Source organism: Streptomyces sp. 351MFTsu5.1 (assembly GCF_000383655.1).
Lineage (GTDB): Bacteria > Actinomycetota > Actinomycetes > Streptomycetales > Streptomycetaceae > Streptomyces > Streptomyces griseorubiginosus.
Window position 1 is genome coordinate 360601 of record NZ_KB911781.1, and the last position, 16834, is coordinate 377434.

The window sequence follows — 16834 nt, forward strand, 5'->3', positions numbered from 1 at the left end:
CGACGGTTTTCGGTCCGGGCTGCGACAACACTTCCAGTCTTCTAACCAGCGGACACGGCATCGAATCACGTCCGCCGACAACTGCCACCGGCCTGAACCCGTCGCTGGACAGGGGACGGGGTGTCGTCCATGTGTACGTACATGTGTTCCTCATGGCAGCGAGAGCTCGAACCAGACCGTCTTGCCGCTCGCGCCGGGTCGGGTGCCCCAGCGGTGGGCGGCGTGGGCGACCAGCTGGAGGCCGCGGCCGCTCTCGTCGTCCAGTTCGGCGACGCGTTCGCGGGGCGGGTCGGGGAGGGGGTCGGAGACCTCCACCAGGAGGACGCCGTCGACCGCGCCGGGGCGGACCAGACGGACACCGATGGGGCCGGTGGCGTGCCGAAGGGAGTTCGTCACCAGCTCGCTGACCAGCAGGGCGGCAACATCCGCGAGGACGTCGAGGCCCCAGTGCCGCAGCCTCTCGCGGACCGCGGCACGGGCGGCACGTACGGCACCGGGGTCCGCTGGGAAGATCCACTCGGCGCAGTCGCCTTCGGTGTCGATCACGCCGATCACATCCCGGGCCAGCCCATGTCCGCTTTCGTGGGGTTAAGGGGCACATACCCGATTCTGCGGGGGCGGTACCGTGCGAATGGCTGAAGACCGGGGCGCCTAAGAACTCGGGGGGTTCTGTTGTGGGGCGGGTGCGGGTGCGTTGGGGCTGGTCGCGCCCCGCGGCGGAGCCGCATATCGACGCAGCCCCGCGCCCCTGAGGAGCTTCAGTGCTCCGACCGCTTCTACGTCCTGGTCGAGCCAGTCGACGTCCCAGAGCTCGTCCGGTGTCAGCCAGCGGAGCTCGTCGTGGTCCTGGAGGGGCTTAGGGGCGGGGGAACCCGGGAGCAGGCGGGCCGTCCACGCCTGGAGGACGTACGGGGGCTTCAGGGGCCACTCGCCGGGGACGCGCTCCCGCACCTCCACCTCTGCGCCGAGTTCCTCCCGGAGTTCGCGGACGAGTGCCTCCTCCGGCGTCTCACCGCTCTCCACCTTGCCGCCCGGCAGCTCCCACCGGCCGGCGAGGGCCGGGGGTGCGCTGCGGCGGGCCGCGAGGAGGCGGTCACCGTCGTAGAGGGCGGCCGCCACCACCACGATCCGTTCCGTCATGCGCCGGAGCCTACGGGAGGGCGGTCAGTCGGCCGAACTGACGCCGTTCTGGCCGATGCGCTCGACCCAGTAGAGCTGCTTGTGTCCGCGGGCGTCGAGACTGTCGGCGATCTTCTGGGCCTCCGCCCTGGTCGCGTACCTGCCCACGCGGTAGCGATTGCCGTTGTCGTCCTGCCGTATGACGAGCCAGGGAAGAGTGATCGTGCCGTCGTTCATTGCGCCCCACCGCTCCTTCCCGACCTGCGTCGAGCCCCACCCGATAAGGAAACCGCACTCCGCATATGCCCGAGCCTACGCCCAACCTTTACGCAGCGAACACGCGTTTTCACAAAGAGGTACGCAACCAGCCAGGACGGACTCCTCGGACCCGGGGCGCGCGACAGCGAACGCGCCCCCGGTGGGCGGCGGTGCCTCCGGTCAGGGGTGCCGTCGGGACTGCGGTGTCGACCTGCGAGAACGGCCGAATTCGAACGGCGTTCGCCCGTGGGCCCGTTGAGCGCCTGCCGAGCACCCGCACGGGGCAACCGCCCCGGGGCGCGCGCTACTTCACCGGAAGGTGGTACGCGACCTGGTAGCGGTCGGCCGGAATGACCACGTCTGCCGTCTCCACGGGGCGCCCCGAGGCGTAGTAGGTGCGGTGGACCACCAGGACGACATGGCCGGGGACACCGCCCAGGGCGAGCAGTTCCTCGGCGAGGCCGGGGCGGGCACCGACCTCCTCGGTGACGTTGTCCACGACGACGTCGATGGCGGCCATCCGCTCGACGACGCCCATGCCGCCGAGGGGGCCCTCCTCGGGCAGCATCACGGGGGTGCGCCCGGTCACCGCGAGGGGCTCCCAGGAGGTGGAGAGCATGATGGGCTCGCCGGCCTCGCGGAAGACGTACTTGGTGCACATCACGCGGTCGCCGGGCCGGATGGCGAGCCGCTCGGCGATGAGGGCGGAGGCCTCGGTCTGGCGGCTGCTGGACTCCCAGGTGCCGCGCCCCTCCCCGTCCGCCTGCTCCTGCCGGAAGGGGGTGGCCCCCGAGGCCGGGCGGTAGCCGGAGCGGGCGATACGGCGGGGCACGGGCTGCTCCCGGACATAGGTCCCGGACCCGGAGCGGCCCTCGACCAGACCCTCCGCCATCAGCACCTTGCGCGCCTCGAGGGCGACGGTGTCCGAGACGCCGTACTCCTCGCGGATCCTCGCCTGGGACGGCAGGCGGGTATGCGGTGGCAGCGAACCGTCGACGATCTTCTTGCGGAGATCACCCGCGACGCGCAGGTACGCCGGCTGCTCACCGAATGTCACTGGCCGCTCCCATCAGGTTGTACAGACAGCAACAGCCTGGCAACCGTGGGTTGGCCCATGCAAGCAAAGGCCAGAGAATCACTCGATGTGATGACATGTTCCGGTGGTGGGCTTTACGCAGGCACTTTCTCCCCGCTATGGCCGGGTTCACACATTGAGCTCGGAGCTCCCTGAGTCGCCGCCCTCGCCGCTTGAATCATCGTCGTCGTACGGCGGGTCGGTGGCGAGCCCCAGAGCCTTGCGGGCGGTGACGGTCGTGGAGCCGTCGACGAAGGCGTAGCCCGCGTCGTAGTGCGTGTAGAAGGTGTCCACGTCATCGGAGGCGGCGGCCTTCGCCCACTCGCCGCGGGACTTCTCCATGTCCCTGATCAGGGCTTCCACCGGTTTGGCCGGGGCGCCCGTCCAGGTGTGCGCCCGCAGGTGGCGGACCTCGTCGTCGAGCGTGTCATGGACGTCCCGCGCCCAGTCCCGGTAGCCCGACAGGTCGTCCTCCGGCTGCTCCTCGGGCTCCTCCCAGAACGTCTTGTCGACGGCGTTGGCCGCCATGAGGAAGGTGAGCTGGTCGTCGTCGAGGGTGGTCGCGTCGACGCGCAGCGAGCCGGTCAGGGTGCCCTTCTCGTCGGTGTTGCCGAAGATGCAGCTGACCTCGCGGTCGCCGAGGCGCCAGCTCTGCCGGGTCGGGCCGAAGTAGTACACGTCCACGTCGTCGGGGAGCGACCAGGTGTCCATGACGTAGGCGTCCTGGAGGGGGTAGCACCGCTCGTCGGCCGCGTCGGAGACGGCGGCGTCGCCGGGGAAGACCGACCCGCTCATCTCGAACTCGCCGAACACCTCGCCGTCGTGCTCACCCGCGCAGGGCACCTCGTCGACGTCGTACGTGAGGCCGTCGAGGGACTCCCCCGGCGCATCGAAGCACTGTCCCTTCACCACGGAGAGGGCCGCGCCCTCCGTCGCGCCCTTCTTGAACCCCTCCCACGCCCCGGAGAGCCCGCCGGTGGCGAGCGCCGCCACCCACAGGGCGAGTCCGAGCCCCGACAGGATCGAACCGGCGATCGCCATCCCCTTGCCGGACTGCCCCTTCTTCTTGATCTGCACCAGCGCGATCACGCCCAGCACGAGCCCGGCGGCCGGAACACAGCACAGCACCCCGAGCACCAGTGAGGCGATGGCGAGCCCGTTCACGGGGGAGGGCCGGGCGTAGGGGCTGTAGCCCTGGCCCCAGGTCTGGTAGGGGGCGGGGGTGCCGGGGGGTGGGCCGTAGGGCTGGTACGGCTGGGGCGGGGGGCCGTACGGGGGCTGACCGTAAGGCTGCTGTCCGTAGGGCTGGTGCTGGTGCCCCTCCGGCGGGGGCCTGTACGGGTCGGGCGCGGGGGACGGTCCCTGGGGCCCCTGGGCGGGGTCGGGCTGGTGCGGCCCAGGGGGCGGGGGTATGGACACGGGTACCGTGCTCCTGGTTCAGACAGCGGCGGGGAACTGACGTACGACTGGGCGCATCGTATGCGTGGGGCGGGCGGGGGCGGAATGGCGATCACGAGGACGACGACCAGGGCGGTGAACGGCCTCGCGGCGCGGTGGGCCGAGGCGTGGGAGGAACGGACCGCGGGCGGGGCGGCCTCACCCGACGAAGGGACCGTGTTCTCACCCGTCGGGGTGTGGCCGCTGCTGGCCCTGCTGGCCGACGGGGCACACGGGGCGGCGCGTGCCGAGTTGGCGGGGGCCGTGGGTCTCCCGGCGGAGGAATGCGCCTCCGCGGCACGGGAGTTGCTGCGCGGGCCGGCGACCGTACGGGGGCTGGAGTCCGCCCTCGGCCTGTGGACCGCGCCGACGGTGGAGCTGCGGGAGCCGTGGGGGGCAGGGCTGCCGGCCGACGCGCACGGGAGGCTCAGCGGGGATCCGGCGGTCGATCAGCTTGAGTTGGACACATGGGCCGCGAAGCGGACGGGTGGGCTGATCGAGCGGATGCCCGTCGAGGTCCGGGAGGACACGCAGTTGGTGCTGGCGAGCGCGCTGGCACTGCGGACCACGTGGCTGCGGCCCTTCCGGGAAGGGCCGTGGGCCCCGGGGACAGGTCCCTGGGCTGATCGTGTGCTGCGGGGCCTGTCCCGCACGAGCGCACTTCTGGACCGGGTCGGCGTGGCCGAGACACCCGACGGCCATGTCACCGAGCTGAGGGTGCTGGGTGACACGGCCGTTGATGTTCATCTCCTGCTGGGCGAGGAGCAGATGACGGCAGGGCAGGTGCTGAGGGCGGGCGTCGGTCTCCTGGACGACCGCCGGCGAGTGGTGTCGGGTTTCCGACTGCCCTACGGGGAGCCGGGGCCGGGGCTGCACGTGTTCAGAAGTCCCAGTACACGGCCGCTGCCACCGCTGCTGACCGCGGAGACCGTGGCCTTCGACCTCCAGGCCCAGCACGATCTCCTCGGACTGCACCGGCTGTTCGGCCTCACCACGGCACGGGACACGCGGGAGGGCCACTTCCCCGGCATCAGCGCCGCGCCCCTGGCCATCGGCTCCGCCCAGCAGTCCACGATGGCGAAGTTCGCCGCCAGGGGCTTCCGTTCCGCCGCGGTGACCGCGTTGGGGGCCGTCGGATCGGCGCCGCCCGAGCCGCGCTGGATCACCACCGAGGTGCGGGCTGTCTTCGACCGCCCCTTCGCCTTCCTCGCCGTCCACCGCCACTCACGCCTCGTCCTCACGGCGGGCTGGGTCACGGACCCGGAGCTCTACCCGGACGACGACGAGGGGTGAGGCTCAGTCGTCCCCGGCCGGAGTGACGGCGGTCCTGGAACCGCCGCCCCGGCCGCTTCACTCGGCGGCCGTGAGCTTCTCGTCCGTGAGCCTCTCGTCCGTGAGGCCCAGACGGGCCTGTTCCTCCTCGACGATCCGCCGGGCCAGTTCGGTGTCGGACACGTCGATCGCGTCCGGGGACGCCTCGGCCACGGCGCTGCGGCGGGCGTAGGCGTCGAAGAGGCGGGTCTTGGTCTCCAGCAGTCTCACCAGGCGTTCGTCCACGCCCCCGGTGGCGAGGAGCCGGTACACGCGCACTGGTCTGACCTGGCCCATACGGTGGGCGCGGGCCACCGCCTGGTGCTCGATGGTCGGCTTGATCTGGGGTTCGCAGATGACGACGACGGAGGCGGCCTGGAGGTTGAGGCCGATGCCCGCGGCCTGGATCTGCGCCAGCAGGACCGCGGGGCCCGGGACAGCGGCGAACTCGTCGACGATCCGCTGCCGTCGCCCGGCCGGGACACTGCCGGTGAACGGGCCGAACAGCGGGACGCCGCCGGAGTCCGCCGGCGCGAGTGCTTCCCGCACCACGCCCAGTACGTCCTTGAAGTGCGAGAAGACCACCGTCTTCTGCCCGTTCTCCCCGGCCTCCTGCACGATCTCCCGGAGCCGGTCCAGCTTGGCCGACTTCTCGGGGACCATGTACGCGGCCCTGCGCATCGCCATGAAGTTGCCGGCGGCCACGGCTTCCCGGTAGGCCTCCGCGTCCGACGCGCTCAGTTCCTCCCACTGGTCGGTGTGCTGGAGACTCGGGAGTTCCGTCAGCACGTCCTCCTGGTTGCGTCGCAGGTAGACCGGGGCGACGGCCTTGCGGAAGCCGACCGACCCGGCCCGGGCATCTCCTTCGCCGAGGGAGTCCGCGAGGTCGCCGTCGAGCATCCGGACCAGGTGGTGGAACTCCACGACCCTGTTCTCCATCGGGGTCCCGGTCATCAGGAGGGCTCGCTCGCAGTGCTCCGCCCACCCGGCGACCGCCTGGGACCGCTTGGCCTTCGGGTTCTTCACGGAGTGCGCCTCGTCCACCACGAGCAGGGCGACCTCCCCGCGGCCTGGGGCGGGGAAGCCGCGCAGCGCATCGAAAGTGGTCACCCCGACCCCGCCCCGCGCCTTCCAGTCGCCGAACGCGAGGTGCCGGTCGGGTCCGTGGAGCACGGTGACCGGCAGGGCGCTGCGGGCCTCGATCTCCCGGGTCCAGTTCACGAGGACGCTCGCCGGGCAGACGACCATGAAGTGGCTCTGTCCCCCGGCAGCGAGGTGTGCCAGCACGGCGATCGCCTGGATGGTCTTGCCGAGGCCCATCTCGTCGCCGAGTATCACCTTGCGCTGCGCGAGCGCGAACCGCGCGCCGAACGCCTGGTAGCCGCGCAGGGAGACCCGCCGGTGGGTGTCGTCGAGGTGCTGGGTCCGCACCCGCTCGGCGATCTCGTCCGGCAGGAATCCCTCGGCGGCGGCCACGTCCGGCTGCCGCCCGGAGATCTCGGCGAGCAGGCTGTAGTACTCCGCGGAGCGGAGTTCGAAGTCGACCCAGGCCGCGATGTCGGTCGCGGGCCCCCGGAGCAGGTCCACCGAGGCCTGGGCGAAGAGCCCGGGCAGGCCCGCCCGCTCCGCCTCGTCCACCAGCGACCGGATCCCGGCGACGGCGGCCCATGCGCGCGCCTTCTTCTCCTGGCCCGCCAGGAGCATCCGGATCCGCCCGACGGCGAGCCTGGCGTCGGCGAGCAGCGGATCGAGCCGCTTCGACAGGACGGCGGCCTTGTCGACGGCACGCCGGGCGTCCGGGCCGGCCTCCACCAGTACGTGCAGGGCGATGACCAGCGCGGTGGTACCCGGTTCCGGCCGCTCGACGTCGATGTGGACGGCCACGGTCTCGTGCGCCGCCTCGGAGAGCCGCCGGGCGGCCGCGAGCATCTGGTCGACGGTGCGCTGTCCGACACCGGGAATCTGCCGGAGCCGGTAGGGGCCCGCTTCGAGAACGTCACCGACGGTGCGCAGGCCGCTCTTCTCGACACTCCCGAGCCGCAGCCGCCCCTCGGTGACGTCCTGGAGCCGGGCGACGGGGATCGCGTCGAGCTCCCGCTTCACCGCCGTGTCGTGCAGCGGCTTCAGCGCGGCCCGTACGGCCTCCGCCGCCCTGCCGTGGTCGACGACCACGGCCTGGGCCGCCTCGAACAGCCGCGCTCCCCTCGCGACGGTCTCCCGCTCGTCACGCCCCACGGTCCCCCCTCCATGGACAGAAACCTGTGCCCGCCCGCCGGGAGGCGGGGAACACAGGTCTCTGATTGTGGTCAGACGTTGAAGCGGAACTCCACCACGTCCCCGTCCTGCATCACGTACTCCTTGCCCTCCATCCGCGCCTTCCCCTTCGCGCGGGCCTCGGCCACGGAGCCCGTCTCCACCAGGTCGTCGAAGGAGATGACCTCCGCCTTGATGAAGCCCTTCTGGAAGTCCGTGTGGATCACGCCGGCCGCCTCGGGGGCCGTGGCGCCCTTCTTGATGGTCCAGGCGCGGGATTCCTTGGGGCCGGCCGTGAGGTAGGTCTGGAGGCCGAGGGTGTTGAAGCCGACGCGGGCGAGGGTGGCCAGGCCGGGCTCCTCGGCGCCGACCGACTCCAGGAGCTCCAGGGCGTCCTCCTCGTCGAGCTCGGCGAGGTCCGCCTCCAGCTTGGCGTTCAGGAAGATCGCCTCGGCCGGGGCGACCAGGGCACGCTGCTCGTTCTTGAAGTCGTCGTCGACCAGTTCGTCCTCGTCGACGTTGAAGACGTAGAGGAAGGGCTTGGTGGTGAGCAGGTGCAGGTCGTGCAGGAGCTCCTCGTTGCCGGAGCCCTGGACGATGCCCGCGGAGAAGAGGGTGTCGCCCCGCTCCAGGATCTCCTTGGCCTCCTCGACGGCCTTGACCTTCGGGGCGACGTCCTTCTTGATCCGCGACTCCTTCTGGAGGCGGGGCAGGACCTTCTCGATGGTCTGGAGGTCGGCCAGGATCAGCTCGGTGTTGATCGTCTCGATGTCGTCCTTCGGCGAGACCTTGCCGTCGACGTGCACGACGTTCTCGTCCTTGAAGGCGCGGATGACCTGGCAGATCGCGTCCGACTCACGGATGTTCGCGAGGAACTTGTTGCCCAGGCCCTCGCCCTCGGAGGCGCCCTTCACGATGCCCGCGATGTCGACGAAGTCCACGGTCGCCGGGAGGATCTTCTGGGAGGAGAAGATCTCGGCCAGTTTCGCAAGGCGCGGGTCCGGGACGCCGACCACACCGACATTGGGCTCGATCGTGGCGAACGGGTAGTTGGCCGCCAGCACGTCGTTCTTGGTCAGGGCGTTGAACAGGGTCGACTTGCCGACATTCGGCAGGCCGACGATTCCGATCGTGAGCGACACGTTGCGACTTCCCGTACGTGAGAGGAGACGTGAGGAGACTGGGCGGCCAGGGGGCCGATCCACCAGTCTACGGCGTGCCGCACCCCGCCCCGGCGGGCCTCTCGAACGCATGGCCAAGGTCTTTCCCCCGGCGTGTCTGAAGGGCGATCGGGCACATAAGCAGACCTAGGTTGGTCCAGTGGAGCACTACAGGACCCGCCCCCCGCACAACGGAACGCGACGCGCGAATCCGGGAGCGCCGCTGCCCGCGCAGGCCCGGGGCGGGCGCCGGCCGCCGGTGGCCCGCCGCCCGCCGCCCCCGGTGGTCCGGACGCTGCGGCGGCTGCCGAACCCCCGGCTCACCGGGCTGGGCGCCGGCCTGTTCTGCATGGCGCTGATGTTCCTGCTCGGCTGTCTCGACGCGCTGCTGTTCGGAGCGTCGCTGACGGCGTACGGGGTGCTGTTCCTGCCGGCGTGCGTGCTGACGGCGGTCTGGCTGCGCCGGGGCGATCTGCTGACCGCCCCGATCATCGCGCCGATCGCCTTCGCCACCGGCCTCCTCCCCGTCGCCGACGGCGGCGGCGGTGCCTCGGGCCGGCTGATGGGCCTGTTCACCGCGCTGGCGACACAGGCCGGCTGGCTCTACGCCGGCACCCTGGCCGCCGGCCTGGTCGCCCTGGTCCGCCGGATCATGCTGGTACGCAGCCGCTCACGCTGACCGGGGGTCGCCGCCCCACCACGCCGGCCCTGAGCGGCACAGCGCCGCGCTACTCGTGGGCCGCGTGCATCGCCGCCCCCACGATCCCCGCGTTGTTCTGCAACTGCGCAGGGACGATCTCCGCCTCGATGCCCTCGATGTGCGGCAGGAACTTCTCGGACTTGCGGCTGACGCCACCGCCGATGATGAACAGCTCGGGCGAGAAGAGCATCTCGACATGGGCGAGGTACTTCTGCACACGGCGGGCCCAGTGCTCCCAGCTGAGCTCCTCGTCCTCCCGGGCCTTGCTAGACGCCTTCTTCTCCGCGTCGTGGCCGTGCAGCTCCAGGTGGCCCAGCTCGCTGTTGGGGACGAGGACGCCGTCGACGAAGACCGCGCTGCCGATGCCGGTGCCGAAGGTGAGCAGGATGACGGTGCCCTTGCGGTCCTTGCCCGCGCCGAAGTTCATCTCGGCGACGCCGGCCGCGTCCGCGTCGTTGACCACGGTCACCGGGAGCCCGCCGAGCCGCTCGCCGAACAACGCGCGCGCGTCGGTGTCGATCCAGCTCTTGTCGACATTGGCGGCCGTACGGATGTGGGAGCCGCCGGTGACCACGCCCGGGAAGGTCAGCCCGACCGGGCCGGTCCAGCCGAAGTGGTCCACGACCTGCTTCACCCCGTCGGCGACGCCCTCGGGCGTCGCCGGGTGCGGGGTGAGCACTTTGTGGCGCTCCTGGGCGAGGTCGCCCTTGTCGAGGTCCACCGGGGCGCCCTTGATCCCGGATCCGCCGATGTCCAAGCCGAAGATCTGCATGGCCCTACGTTACGACGGACGACGGACAGTCACGCCCCGGAGGTCCCCGTAGCGCCGGTGCTGCCCGTGGTCCCGGCAGCGCCCTTGCGCTCGGCGACCAGCGCGGCCGCCTCCTCGCGCAGGTCGCGGCGAAGCTCCTTGGGCAGCGAGAAGGTGATGGACTCCTCGGCCGCCTTCACCAGCTCCACGTCGCCGTAGCCGCGCACGGCCAGCCACTCCAGGACCTCCTCGACGAGGACCTCGGGGACGGAGGCGCCGGAGGTGACACCCACCGTCGTCACGCCCTCCAGCCAGGCCTCGTCGATCTCGCTCGCGAAGTCCACGAGGTAGGCCTCGCGGGAGCCGGCCAGCTTGGCGACCTCGACGAGGCGCTTGGAGTTGGAGGAGTTGCGGGAGCCGACCACGATGACCAGTTCGGCCTCGGCGCCCATCTGCTTCACCGCGAGCTGACGGTTCTGCGTGGCGTAGCAGATGTCGTCGCTGGGCGGGGAGATGAGCTGCGGGAACTTCTCCTTGAGGGCGTCGACGGTCTCCATGGTCTCGTCGACGCTGAGGGTGGTCTGGGAGAGCCAGACGATCTTCGACGGGTCGCGGACCTCGACCTTGGCGACGTCGGCCGGGCCGTCGACGAGCTGGATGTGGTCGGGGGCCTCGCCGGAGGTGCCGATGACCTCCTCGTGGCCCTCGTGCCCGATCAGGAGGATGTCGTAGTCCTCGTTGGCGAACCGGACGGCTTCCTTGTGGACCTTGGTGACCAGCGGGCAGGTCGCGTCGATGGTGGCGAGCTTGCCGCGGGCCGCCTCCTCGTGGACGACGGGGGCGACGCCGTGCGCCGAGAACATGACGATGTTGCCCGGCGGGACCTCCTCCGTCCGCTCGACGAAGATGGCGCCCTTCTTCTCCAGGGTCTGCACGACGTACTTGTTGTGGACGATCTCGTGCCGGACGTACACCGGAGCCCCGTACTGCTCCAGGGCTTTCTCCACGGCGATCACGGCGCGGTCCACCCCCGCGCAGTAGCCACGGGGGGCGGCGAGCAGGACACGGCGGCCAGGCGAAGCGGTCATGCGTCCCATCGTAAGGCCGCGTTCGGCCGGTCAAAGATCGCGTGCCCTCGACCTCCCTGGGGAAACTGACCAGGAGAGTGAGGAGCGGGGCGGACGAGCACCAGGCGGAGGCACGATGTCCGGTACCGGTACGGCGGACCGTACGGCCGAGGAGGAACACGGCGACCTGCGGCGCAGCCTGGGATTCCGGGACCTCGTGGTCTACGGGCTGCTGTTCATCGCGCCGATGGCGCCCGTCGGCGTCTACGGCACCCTGGACGCGAAGTCGCACGGGGCGGTCGCTCTGGTCTATGTGGCCGCGACGGTGGCGATGGCGTTCACCGCGTTCAGTTACGCGCAGATGGTGCGCGTCGTCCCCCAGGCGGGGTCGGTGTTCGCCTACGCGCGCGCGGGGCTCGGCAGGGAGGCCGGGTTCGTCGCGGGCTGGATGGCGATGCTGGACTATCTCCTCATCCCGGCGGTCGCGTACCTGTTCTCGGGCATCGCGCTGAACTCCCTGGTCCCGGAGGTCTCCCGCTGGGTGTGGACGGCGCTCGCGGTGGTCGTGACGACCCTGCTGAACCTGTGGGGCGTGCGGACGGCGGCCCGGGTGGGCTTCCTGGTGCTGGCGATGGAGATCGTGGTCCTGCTGGTCTTCGCGGTCTCGGCGGTCGTCGTCCTCGCGCGGGACGGTGCCGAACGGGGCTGGCTGTCGCCGCTGTCCGGGGACGGCACCCAGGGGGCGTTCGCGCTGTCGGCGGTGATCGGCGCGGTCTCGGTCGCGGTTCTGTCGTACCTGGGCTTCGACGCGATCGCCTCCTTCGCGGAGGAGGTCACCGGCGGTTCGGCGAAGGTCGCGCGCGCGGTGCTGTTCTGCCTGGCCCTGGCGGGCGTGCTGTTCGTGGCGCAGACGTACCTGGTGGCGCTCCTGGACCCGACGACGTCGGCGCAGTACGCGCAGGATCCGGGCAGGCAGGGTTCGGCCTTCTACGACGCGGTCGACTCCGCGGCCGGCACCTGGCTGCACGATCTGGTGGCCGTCAGCAAGGCGATCGGCGCGGCCTTCGCGGCGCTGGCCGGGCAGGCGGCAGCGGGGCGGCTGCTGTTCGCGATGGGCCGCGACCGGCGTCTGCCGCGGGCGCTGGCCCGGACGGACTCGGGCGTCCCGCGTGTGGCCCTGCTGTGTGCGGCCGGGATCACCCTGGTCGCCGCGGTGTGGGCGGCCCGCCGGGACGACGGCATGGACCACCTGGTCTCCGTGGTCGACATCGGCGCCCTGACGGCGTTCACGCTGCTGCACGCGAGCGTGGTCGGCTGGTTCGCGGTCAGGCGGCGCGGCGGCCTGGTGATCTGGTGGCGGCATGTGCTGCTGCCGGTGGCGGGGGCGGCGATCACGGTGGCGGTGATCGTGGAGGCGTCGGGGGCGGCGCAGGTGGTGGGCGCGCTCTGGCTCGTGGCGGGCCTCGCGGTCCTGACGGTCCAACGCGCCCGGCGTTCCCCCACGGAGGAGACGCCACGCCGGTGACCTGACCGGGAAGGTGGGCGGCGGCCACCCGCGTGGGGAGCCCGGCCGACAGGACCCCCTCGCTGACGGCTCGTTGTCCGAGTCGGCCGTTACGCTCGCGGCATGGCTGTGAACTCGACTCCCGAAACGCCCTTGCCCGTCGGTGAGGTGTCGCGGCTCATCGGCGGGTGGATCGACCGTCTCGGCGCCGTGTGGGTCGAGGGGCAGATCACCCAGCTGAGCCGGCGCCCGGGCGCGGGCGTGGTGTTCCTCACGCTGCGCGATCCGTCGTACGACATCTCGGTGAGCGTGACCTGCTTCCGCCAGGTCTACGACGACGTCGCCGAGGTCGTCAGCGAGGGCGCCCGGGTCGTCGTACTGGCGAAGCCGGAGTGGTACGCGCCGCGGGGGCAGCTGTCGCTGCGGGCCACCGAGATAAGGCCGGTCGGGGTCGGTGAGCTGCTCGCGCGGCTGGAGCAGTTGAAGAAGTCCCTGGCCGCCGAGGGGCTGTTCGCGGCGGAGCGGAAGAAGCCGCTGCCGTTCCTGCCGCAGCTGATCGGGCTGGTGTGCGGGCGCGCCTCGGCCGCCGAGCGGGACGTCCTGGAGAACGCCCGGCACCGCTGGCCCGCCGTCCGCTTCGAGGTGCGCAATGTCCCGGTGCAGGGCGTGCACGCGGTCCCGCAGGTCGTGCAGGCGGTCAAGGAACTGGACGCGCTCGACGACGTGGACGTGATCATCGTGGCGCGCGGCGGCGGCAGTGTGGAGGACCTGCTGCCGTTCTCCGACGAGCAGTTGGTGCGGGCGGTCGCGGCCTGCCGAACCCCCGTCGTCTCCGCGATCGGGCACGAGCCGGACACCCCGCTGCTGGACTACGTCGCCGACCTGCGGGCCTCGACGCCGACGGACGCGGCGAAGAAGGTCGTCCCGGACGTGGGCGAGGAGTACGAGCGGGTGCGGGCGCTCAGGGACCGCGCGCGGCGGTGTGTCGAGTCGTTCCTCCAGCGGGAGGAGCGGGGGCTCGCGCACGCGTTGGCGCGGCCGTCCATAGAGGACCCGCACCGGATGATCGACGAGCGCGCCGACCATGTGGCCGCCCTGGCCGACCGCGGCCGTCGCACGCTCGGTCACCTCCTCGACCGCGCCGACTCCGAGCTGGCGCACACGCACGCGCGCGTGGTGGCCCTCTCCCCCGCCGCGACCCTCCAGCGCGGGTACGCCGTGCTCCAGAAGGCGGACGGGCACGTGGTGCGGGCGCCGGACGAGGTGGCGGCCGAGGAGACCCTGCGGGCGCGGGTCGCCGAGGGTGAGTTCGTTGTCCGAGTCGATGCATAGGGTGGGCGGATGACCAGCAAGGTGGCGGAAGAGGCGCTCGGGTACGAGCAGGCGCGGGACGAACTGATCGAGGTCGTACGACGCCTGGAGGCGGGCGGCACGACTCTGGAGGAGTCCCTCGCGCTCTGGGAGCGGGGCGAGGAGCTGGCCAAGGTGTGCCGGCGCTGGCTGGACGGTGCGCGGGCGCGGCTGGACGCGGCGCTGGCCGAGGAGGAGACCGGGGCCGGGGGCGACTCGGAGTAGCGGTAAAGCCCGGGTGATCTGTGAAGCGGATCACCACGCCCCGCCTTTCGTTGAACATTGAACTTCAATCGCGTACGGTCGGGAACGTCAAACGGTCCCCGGTCCGCTTCCGGGTGTCCTGCACATCCCCGCACCACCCGAGAAGGTTTCCCTCATGTCTCTCGTTCTTGACCCCGCCGCCCAGGACCTGCTGTTCCGCGAGGCCCGCACCGCGAACACCTTCACCGACGAGCCGGTGACCGACGAGCAGGTCCAGGCCATCTACGACCTGGTCAAGTACGGCCCCACCGCCTTCAACCAGAGCCCGCTGCGCATCACCCTGGTCCGCTCCGCCGAGGCCCGCGAGCGCCTGGTCCAGCACATGGCCGAGGGCAACCAGCCGAAGACCGCCACCGCCCCGCTGGTCGCGATCCTCTCCGCGGACAACGAGTTCCACGAGGAGCTGCCGCAGCTCTTCCCGCACTTCCCCCAGGCCAAGGACCTCTTCTTCGCCGAGCGCCCCGCCCGTGAGGGTGCCGCCGGGCTGAACGCCGCCCTCCAGGCCGCGTACTTCATCATCGGCGTCCGCGCCGCGGGTCTGGCCGCCGGTCCGATGACCGGCCTGGACTTCGAAGGCGTCCGCAAGGAGTTCCTGGACGACGACCACACCCCGCTGATGGTCGTCAACATCGGCAAGCCGGGCGACGACGCCTGGTTCCCGCGCTCCCCGCGGCTGACCTACGACGAGGTCGTCACCACCGTCTGAGACATCGGCCGTCGCCTGAGACACCAGCCATGAGAAAGGGCCCCCGCGCTGCCGCGGGGGCCCTTCCCCATGCCGTCGGGTTCTCCGTCGTCACGCCATCTTCAGCGACTTCGCCATCTCGGTCAGCTGGGCCGGCGAACCCGTGCCCGCGACCACCGTCGTCGCCCCGTCGCCCTGGTGCACGAGGGCGTCGTAGCGGCCACCGGTGTACCGGGTCCAGGTGCGGCCCGCGATCTCCTCGGTCTGCTTGGTCGCCTCGCCGCCCTGGCTCGCCTCGTCGATGAACTCCGACGGCTTCTGAGTGGACTGCTCGATCTGCACGTACTCACCACCGGGGGCCTGGAAGCCCAGGTGCCAGGCGTCGGACTCGTCGGCCCGGAAGCGCACCGAGGTCGCTTTCCAGCCCGCCGGCAGCCCCTCGGGAGCGGCCACCGGATAGGAGGCCGCGCGACGGGCCGTCAGCAGCTCGACGCGGTAGTCGACCGTCTTGATGTCCGGAGCGGAGTCGTCGTGCGGGATGAACACGTAGATGACCGCCGCCGCGATCCCGATCAGGCCCAGGGAGAGAATCATGTCCCGGACCGTCTTCTGCTTGCCGTTCGAACCTGCCACGCCCCCTATCGTCGCAGGTGCCCGGTCCGCTCATCCGTGGGGTCCCCTGCTCATTTTGTCGGACTGGCGATAGAGTCGACGGTCGAACCCTCATCCGGCCGTCGTCGTATCAGAAAGGTGCGCTCCGATGACCGAGCATCATCATCTGCCGTCCGAACTCGAAGTCCCCTCCGAGGCCCCCGACCGCAACCTCGCCCTGGAACTCGTCCGGGTGACCGAAGCCGCCGCGATGGCCGCGGGCCGCTGGGTCGGCCGGGGCGACAAGAACGGCGCCGACGGTGCCGCGGTGCGCGCCATGCGGACCCTCGTCTCCACCGTGTCGATGAACGGCGTGGTCGTCATCGGCGAGGGCGAGAAGGACGAGGCGCCGATGCTCTTCAACGGCGAGCGCGTCGGCGACGGCACCGGACCCGAGTGCGACATCGCCGTGGACCCGATCGACGGGACCACGCTCAACGCCAAGGGCATGCCGAACGCGATCGCGGTGCTGGCCGCGGCGGACCGGGGGTCGATGTTCGACCCGTCCGCCGTGTTCTACATGGACAAACTGGTCACCGGGCCCGAGGCCGCGGACTTCGTCGACATCGACGCGCCGGTGTCGGTGAACATCCGGCGGGTCGCCAAGGCGAAGCGGGTCACCCCGGAGGACGTGACCGTGGTCATCCTGGACCGGCCCCGGCACGAAGGGATCATCAAGGAGATCCGGGAGGCGGGCGCGCGGATCAAGCTGATCTCCGACGGTGACGTGGCGGGCTCGATCTACGCGCTGCGCGAGGGCACCGGCGTCGACATGCTGCTGGGCATCGGCGGTACGCCGGAGGGGATCATCTCCGCCTGTGCCGTGAAGTGCCTCGGAGGCACGATCCAGGGCAAGCTGTGGCCGAAGGACGACGAGGAGCGGGCGCGGGCTGTCGACGCCGGGCACGATCTGGACCGGGTGCTGACCACGGACGACCTGGTGTCCGGGGAGAACGTGTTCTTCGTGGCGACCGGGATCACCGACGGTGAGCTGCTGCGAGGTGTGCGGTACCGGTCGGAGACCGCGACGACCGACTCGATCGTGATGCGGTCGAAGTCGGGGACGGTGCGGCGGATCGACTCGGAGCACCGGCTCAGCAAGCTGCGGGCCTACAGTGCGATCGATTTCGACCGGGCCAAGTAGCGCGTGACAGCTCGGGGGCTTCGGAGCGTTGGCGGGTGCGGGTGCGTCGAGGCTTGTCGCGCCCACGCGGCGGAGCCGCACATTGATACAGCCCCGCGCCCCTAG

General features: G+C 71.1%; 17 protein-coding genes. 7 read left to right on the forward strand and 10 right to left on the reverse strand.

Annotated elements, in window-relative coordinates; translation table 11 throughout:
- Positions 1–150: 150 nt before the first annotated feature.
- The 5 genes from H295_RS0118435 to H295_RS0118455 all read right to left on the reverse strand — a co-directional run bounded on the left by H295_RS0118435 (position 151) and on the right by H295_RS0118455 (position 3871).
- The gene (locus tag H295_RS0118435) at positions 151–555 is read right to left on the reverse strand and encodes an ATP-binding protein (protein WP_020136810.1); all 405 of its coding nucleotides are present in this window, start codon (positions 553–555) and stop codon (positions 151–153) included.
- Positions 556–651: 96 nt separating this feature from the next.
- Positions 652–1140, reverse strand: coding sequence for a (deoxy)nucleoside triphosphate pyrophosphohydrolase (locus H295_RS0118440; RefSeq protein WP_020136811.1), 489 nt, complete (start codon positions 1138–1140; stop codon positions 652–654).
- Positions 1141–1164: 24 nt separating this feature from the next.
- Entirely contained in the window at positions 1165–1356 is a 192-nt protein-coding gene (locus H295_RS0118445) for an SPOR domain-containing protein (RefSeq protein WP_020136812.1), read from the reverse strand.
- Between the two features lie 325 nt (positions 1357–1681).
- Positions 1682–2434, reverse strand: a complete 753-nt coding sequence (locus H295_RS0118450; protein ID WP_020136813.1) for a GntR family transcriptional regulator — start codon at positions 2432–2434, stop codon at positions 1682–1684.
- Positions 2435–2581: 147 nt separating this feature from the next.
- The gene (locus H295_RS0118455; RefSeq protein WP_028809493.1) at positions 2582–3871 is read right to left on the reverse strand and encodes a DUF4190 domain-containing protein; all 1290 of its coding nucleotides are present in this window, start codon (positions 3869–3871) and stop codon (positions 2582–2584) included.
- 84 nt (positions 3872–3955) lie between these two features.
- Here H295_RS0118455 and H295_RS0118460 point away from each other — a divergent pair, with 84 nt between their 5' ends.
- On the forward strand, positions 3956–5182 hold the full coding sequence (locus H295_RS0118460; protein WP_028809494.1) for a serpin family protein: 1227 nt from the start codon (positions 3956–3958) through the stop codon (positions 5180–5182).
- Positions 5183–5239: 57 nt separating this feature from the next.
- Here the strand turns inward: H295_RS0118460 and H295_RS0118465 are convergent, their stop codons facing one another.
- Together H295_RS0118465 and ychF are read right to left on the reverse strand one after the other, a co-directional pair.
- Positions 5240–7435 (reverse strand): DEAD/DEAH box helicase, encoded by a 2196-nt coding sequence (locus H295_RS0118465; protein WP_020136816.1) that lies wholly within the window; start codon positions 7433–7435, stop codon positions 5240–5242.
- 71 nt (positions 7436–7506) lie between these two features.
- The gene (gene ychF / locus H295_RS0118470) at positions 7507–8595 is read right to left on the reverse strand and encodes a redox-regulated ATPase YchF (RefSeq protein WP_020136817.1); all 1089 of its coding nucleotides are present in this window, start codon (positions 8593–8595) and stop codon (positions 7507–7509) included.
- A 178-nt stretch (positions 8596–8773) separates the two neighbouring features.
- Between ychF and H295_RS0118475 the strand changes: the two genes are divergently transcribed.
- On the forward strand, positions 8774–9292 hold the full coding sequence (locus tag H295_RS0118475; RefSeq protein WP_199788598.1) for a DUF6542 domain-containing protein: 519 nt from the start codon (positions 8774–8776) through the stop codon (positions 9290–9292).
- Positions 9293–9341: 49 nt separating this feature from the next.
- Here H295_RS0118475 and ppgK read toward each other — a convergent pair whose 3' ends face one another.
- Positions 9342–10085 (reverse strand): polyphosphate--glucose phosphotransferase, encoded by a 744-nt coding sequence (ppgK, locus tag H295_RS0118480; RefSeq protein ID WP_020136819.1) that lies wholly within the window; start codon positions 10083–10085, stop codon positions 9342–9344.
- 29 nt (positions 10086–10114) lie between these two features.
- Entirely contained in the window at positions 10115–11161 is a 1047-nt protein-coding gene (locus tag H295_RS0118485; protein ID WP_028809496.1) for a 4-hydroxy-3-methylbut-2-enyl diphosphate reductase, read from the reverse strand.
- A gap of 106 nt (positions 11162–11267) precedes the next feature.
- On the opposite strand from H295_RS0118485, the gene H295_RS0118490 reads away from it, so the two are divergent.
- The 4 genes from H295_RS0118490 to H295_RS0118505 all read left to right on the forward strand — a co-directional run bounded on the left by H295_RS0118490 (position 11268) and on the right by H295_RS0118505 (position 14955).
- The gene (locus H295_RS0118490) at positions 11268–12656 is read left to right on the forward strand and encodes an APC family permease (protein ID WP_020136821.1); all 1389 of its coding nucleotides are present in this window, start codon (positions 11268–11270) and stop codon (positions 12654–12656) included.
- Between the two features lie 102 nt (positions 12657–12758).
- Complete coding sequence (xseA, locus tag H295_RS0118495) at positions 12759–13967, forward strand: exodeoxyribonuclease VII large subunit (protein ID WP_028809497.1); 1209 nt, start codon at positions 12759–12761, stop codon at positions 13965–13967.
- A 9-nt stretch (positions 13968–13976) separates the two neighbouring features.
- On the forward strand, positions 13977–14210 hold the full coding sequence (locus H295_RS0118500; protein WP_020136823.1) for an exodeoxyribonuclease VII small subunit: 234 nt from the start codon (positions 13977–13979) through the stop codon (positions 14208–14210).
- Positions 14211–14364: 154 nt separating this feature from the next.
- Entirely contained in the window at positions 14365–14955 is a 591-nt protein-coding gene (locus H295_RS0118505) for a malonic semialdehyde reductase (RefSeq protein WP_020136824.1), read from the forward strand.
- A 90-nt stretch (positions 14956–15045) separates the two neighbouring features.
- Here H295_RS0118505 and H295_RS0118510 read toward each other — a convergent pair whose 3' ends face one another.
- Positions 15046–15567 carry a DUF4245 domain-containing protein gene (locus H295_RS0118510; protein WP_020136825.1) on the reverse strand — a complete coding sequence of 174 codons (522 nt, stop codon included), beginning with the start codon at positions 15565–15567 and terminating at the stop codon, positions 15046–15048.
- Between the two features lie 127 nt (positions 15568–15694).
- Here H295_RS0118510 and glpX point away from each other — a divergent pair, with 127 nt between their 5' ends.
- Positions 15695–16729 (forward strand): class II fructose-bisphosphatase, encoded by a 1035-nt coding sequence (gene glpX, locus H295_RS0118515; protein WP_020136826.1) that lies wholly within the window; start codon positions 15695–15697, stop codon positions 16727–16729.
- The last annotated feature ends 105 nt before the right edge of the window (positions 16730–16834 follow it).